This window comes from Asticcacaulis sp., from assembly GCF_027484505.1.
Classification (GTDB): Bacteria; Pseudomonadota; Alphaproteobacteria; order Caulobacterales; family Caulobacteraceae; genus Asticcacaulis.
On sequence record NZ_JAIXSV010000183.1, the window covers coordinates 1 to 4,067 of the forward strand.

Genomic DNA, 4,067 nt, shown 5'->3' on the forward strand with positions numbered 1-4,067 from the left:
GCGGCATTCAGGATGCCGAGAATCTGGCATGGAAGCTGACCCTGGTCCTGAACGGTCAGGCACCAGAGGGGCTGCTGGACAGCTACAATGCCGAACGCCGTCCGGCGGCGGTGGAAAATGTGGATACTGTGTTCCTCGGCAGGGAGCGGGCATTCAACCGCCGCTTTGCCCAGATGTGCGCGCATTATCTGGTGGAGCCGGTCGCCTGTACGCCGGCGGCGGGCTGGGAGAAAGGTCAGGTGGAGAACCAGGTCGGCCTGGTGCGGGAGCGGTTCTTTACGCCGCGGCTGCGGTTCATGACCTATGCGGAGATGAATGCCTGGCTGCTGGACCGCTCTCGTCTCCCATGCCCGGGCACATCGCCATCCGGAACGGGGTGACCGGACGGTGTGGGAGATGTTCGAGGCCGAACGACCGCACCTGGTTGCCTATGCCGGACCGTTCGACGGGTTCCACAGCAATCCGGCGTCGGTGTCGCGAACCTGTCTGGTCCGGTTCGACAACAACAAATATTCCGTCCAGGCGCGTGCCGTCGGCCGACCGGTGGAGGTCCATGCCTATGCGGAGCGGATACTGATCCGACAGGACGGTACCTTGATGGCCGATCACCCGAGGCAGTTCGGCCGGGGCGGAACGGTCTACGATCCTTGGCACTATGTGCCTGTCCTCGCCCGCAAACCGGGAGCGTTGCGCAATGGGGCGCCGTTCAAGGACTGGACCTTGCCCGGCAGCCTGGGACGTATCCGGACAAGGCTGGCCGGTTCCAGCGATGGCAACCGGCAACCCACCCCACGCGATCAGGATCGCGTGGGGACCCCGGAATGGTGGATATCCTGGCTGCCGTGGAGGCGGCCTGCGCCGAGGCCCTGGACAACGGCGTGCATTCCAGCGACGTGGTGCTGAACATCCTGTCCCGGCGTCGGGAACCGCCCAATCCCGTCAGCATCCTCACCCCCGCCGCCCTGACCCTCCGGCATGCGCCGGTGGCCGATTGCGGGCGGTATGACAGCCTGCGGAGAACGGTCAATGGAGCGTCATGAAATCTTGGAGATCATGGGCACGCTGAAGCTCACCGGCATGCGTGCCGCCTTTGACGAGGTCGTCGCCAACGGGCTCAAGCGGCAATATCCCGTGCCCCGCATCATCGGCGAACTGCTGAAGGCCGAGATCGCCGAGAAGGAGGCGCGGTCGATCGAGTACCAGATGACCATCGCCCGCCTGCCGCTGGCCAAGGATCTGGCCCCGTTCGATTTCTCCGGCACTCCGGTCAACGAGGCGCTGATCCGTGAACTGGCCACCGGATCGTTCCTGGCTGAGCAGCGCAACGCCGTGCTGGTGGGCGGAACAGGCACCGGCAAGAGCCATCTGGCCATCGCCATTGCCCGATCCTGCATCCGTGGCGGCGCCAGGGTCCGGTTCTACACTGTCGTCGATCTGGTCAACTGCCTTGATGCCGAGGCAAGGGCCGGACGGCAGGGGCGCATCGCCGACCATCTCGCCAGGCTCGACCTCGTCGTGCTGGATGAGTTGGGCTATCTGCCGTTCGCCCAGTCCGGCGGCCAGTTGCTGTTCCACCTGATCAGCCGGCTCTATGAACAGACTTCCGTCCTGGTCACCACCAACCTGGCCTTTGGCGAATGGCCAAACGTGTTCGGCGACGCCAAGATGACCACGGCGCTGCTCGACCGGCTCACCCATCATTGCGACATCGTCGAAACCGGCAATGACAGCTGGCGGTTCAAGAACCGCGCCTGATCCCCGCCCCCGGACCCCCACCCCTGGCGGATCGTTCAGGTGGGCCCACAGGTTCCTCCCGCGCGCGACGCCGCATCAGCCTCGAGGGGGCACGCCGCGCCGCGCGCGGGTCCCTCCTATGGACTACCTGCACGACCGCCAAACACAAATCAAAGGGGGGTCAATTTTCGACGCCGATGAGGGTCAAACTTCAATGCCGATTGACAATCGGGAAATTGCTGGGCCATACGCAGGTGCAGACCACCGCCCGGTATGCGCATCTGGCGCTTGATCCGGTTAGCAATGCGGCCGAGAGGGTGTCCGACTTCATCGCAAAGCAGGCTGCTGGCTCCAAACATATGAGCGCAGGCCAGTGCAGCCGGTTTAAAATCAAGGCACAGACGACCATCCTGCTCGGCGATAGGTTCACAAAGGCCATGAACGCCTGATTTCAAACACGCCCAGCCGAGCACGAAATTCCCAATAGTCCCCCTGTTGTCAATGTGATCTTTGATTATTTCAGAAGAAGGTTCGCAGCCCGCCGACTACACAATATTCATCATCCACCTCCAGCAGCAGGCGCCATTTGTCAAATGTCGTGCAGGGGTGTGATATCCCAAGTGCCACCATGTCACCGACCTGCAGCGGCGTCGCCGTTTCAGGCACATCGGCTTGAACATGGGCATGCTGGTCGCTGAGTTTTACGATCCGCCAACCGCCCGTTGGCTGCGGGATCGAGTGCAACCCCATCCGATACCAATTCCGCATTATGGGAAGTTCAATATCGTGCGACAGGTCGCGCTTGCCAGCAGATAGGATCAGCATTCCAGGTTCCGGTCGCGACAAAACCCGGGTCCAAACTTCTAACGCCGGTTCCAGGCAGGGCGCTTCTCCTCGTGCGGCGACATCGCGCAGCAAGCGGTTGTAAAGACCGTCATCGTGGGTCAGATAGCAGCCGCTCCGCAGAATTGGCACAATACCTCGACCGGCTTCGCCGCCAAACAACCGCGCAACCAAATCGAAATAGGCTGAACCCCCGGCGCTCAACAAAATCTGATCAGGATCGGCAAAACGCCCATCAGCCCGCAGAATTGTCAGTAACCCGACAATCGTATCAAGATAAACATCCACCGCGGACGCATTGGCCAACAGCCCCTCGTAGCCAGCCACCCCAACCAACCGCAGACGGTCAAGGCCTCTGAGCTCATCCGCCACTTCCAGACCTTCCGCCAAGCTGCGCACACCGCATCGCCCCCCCACGAACCCGACATCAATCAAGACACGGGCTGGCGGTGCATCTGGCCGTGCCACCATGGCCGCCTGCAATTGATGGGCACCCTGGACGCTATCCAGCAGCAGGTAATAGGCGCTGCCCGATGCCTTTGCACTTAACCCGGCAAATACATCCAACTCCGCCGCCCCAACCACTTCGTTGGCGATCAGCACACGGGGCACCCCCACCGCATGGCAGAGTGCCAGTTGTTGAACATTGGCAACCGTAATGCCCCAGGCCCCCGCCAACAATTGCCGTTCAAACAACTGCGGGCACATCGTCGTCTTACCATGCGGCGCGAGCTGCATGCCGCTAACCGCCAGATATCTCTGCATCAATTCGATATTGCGGTCCAGGGACGAGCGCCGGAGAACTGCCGCCGGCAACGGCACGTCTCCCATCAAAAGCCGCCAGCCTTGTGCCGGAATTTGGCCCACGGTGAAATCAGGCGCGAGTGATGGCAAGCCCTTTGTCCCAGGAGGCAACGGATCGCTCAGAAGAGAGGCAAGGTTCAACATCATAGAGCGGCTCCATATTCTGGACCATTTTTGTGAGATCGGTAGAGGATGACATTTTTCACTGTGTTCGGTTGATCAGCATTGACCGGGGCAGCAGTCTTTATTACCGATCAGCCGCTGGCGTGCCTGCTCACTCAACCTCACCAACGGCGCAACTTTCACACATGGTCCTTGCTGCCAGCCGCCGGTCTTTTTTCCTTGAAATGGCCGGCATGGTCAATTGAAAATTTCCTATAGCTACATTTTTGATAGTTATTGCACCGCCACGTCACTCAACCCACATCCCCCGGAATCGCAACCAGGTACGTCGATAGTCTTTAAATTATTGATTTTTTAGCCATCCAGATTCTACAACAGTGCGCAATCGAGAAGATGCTCTGTTGAAAAACATTCAAAAATGTAACATCATCGCAAGACGGTTTTCGCAAACCCCAACGGAGCGGCGGCAGTGGATCAGAACAATGAGACGCCAGAAGACCTGTTGAGCCGGGTGCAGGCCTTATTGCCCTCTCTGTCGCGGGCGGAAGCCAAAATCGCGCGCA

3 protein-coding genes and 1 pseudogene are annotated in these 4,067 nt (G+C 60.3%); 3 read left to right on the top strand and 1 reads right to left on the bottom strand.

The window, feature by feature from the left end; translation table 11 throughout:
- Positions 1-119: 119 nt before the first annotated feature.
- The 3 genes and pseudogenes from Q0072_RS11240 to Q0072_RS11250 form a co-directional block, all read left to right on the top strand.
- Positions 120-1,040 (top strand): annotated as a pseudogene (locus tag Q0072_RS11240) (IS21 family transposase); the annotation flags it as partial.
- Positions 1,027-1,755: an IS21-like element helper ATPase IstB gene (gene istB / locus Q0072_RS11245; protein ID WP_298329889.1), complete on the top strand. Its 729-nt coding sequence runs from the start codon at positions 1,027-1,029 to the stop codon at positions 1,753-1,755. The pseudogene Q0072_RS11240 and the gene istB, both read left to right, overlap by 14 nt.
- 233 nt (positions 1,756-1,988) lie before the next feature.
- Entirely contained in the window at positions 1,989-2,183 is a 195-nt protein-coding gene (locus Q0072_RS11250; protein WP_298329892.1) for a hypothetical protein, read from the top strand.
- Between the two features lie 70 nt (positions 2,184-2,253).
- Here Q0072_RS11250 and Q0072_RS11255 read toward each other — a convergent pair whose 3' ends face one another.
- Positions 2,254-3,528 (bottom strand): amino acid deaminase, encoded by a 1,275-nt coding sequence (locus Q0072_RS11255; protein ID WP_298329895.1) that lies wholly within the window; start codon positions 3,526-3,528, stop codon positions 2,254-2,256.
- Positions 3,529-4,067: the final 539 nt, after the last annotated feature.

Coding starts and splice junctions, on each gene's coding strand:
- istB (WP_298329889.1), top strand. CDS start 1,027: ATGGAGCGTCATGAAATCTTGGAGATCATGGGCACGCTGAAGCTCACC.
- Q0072_RS11255 (WP_298329895.1), bottom strand. CDS start 3,528: ATGATGTTGAACCTTGCCTCTCTTCTGAGCGATCCGTTGCCTCCTGGG.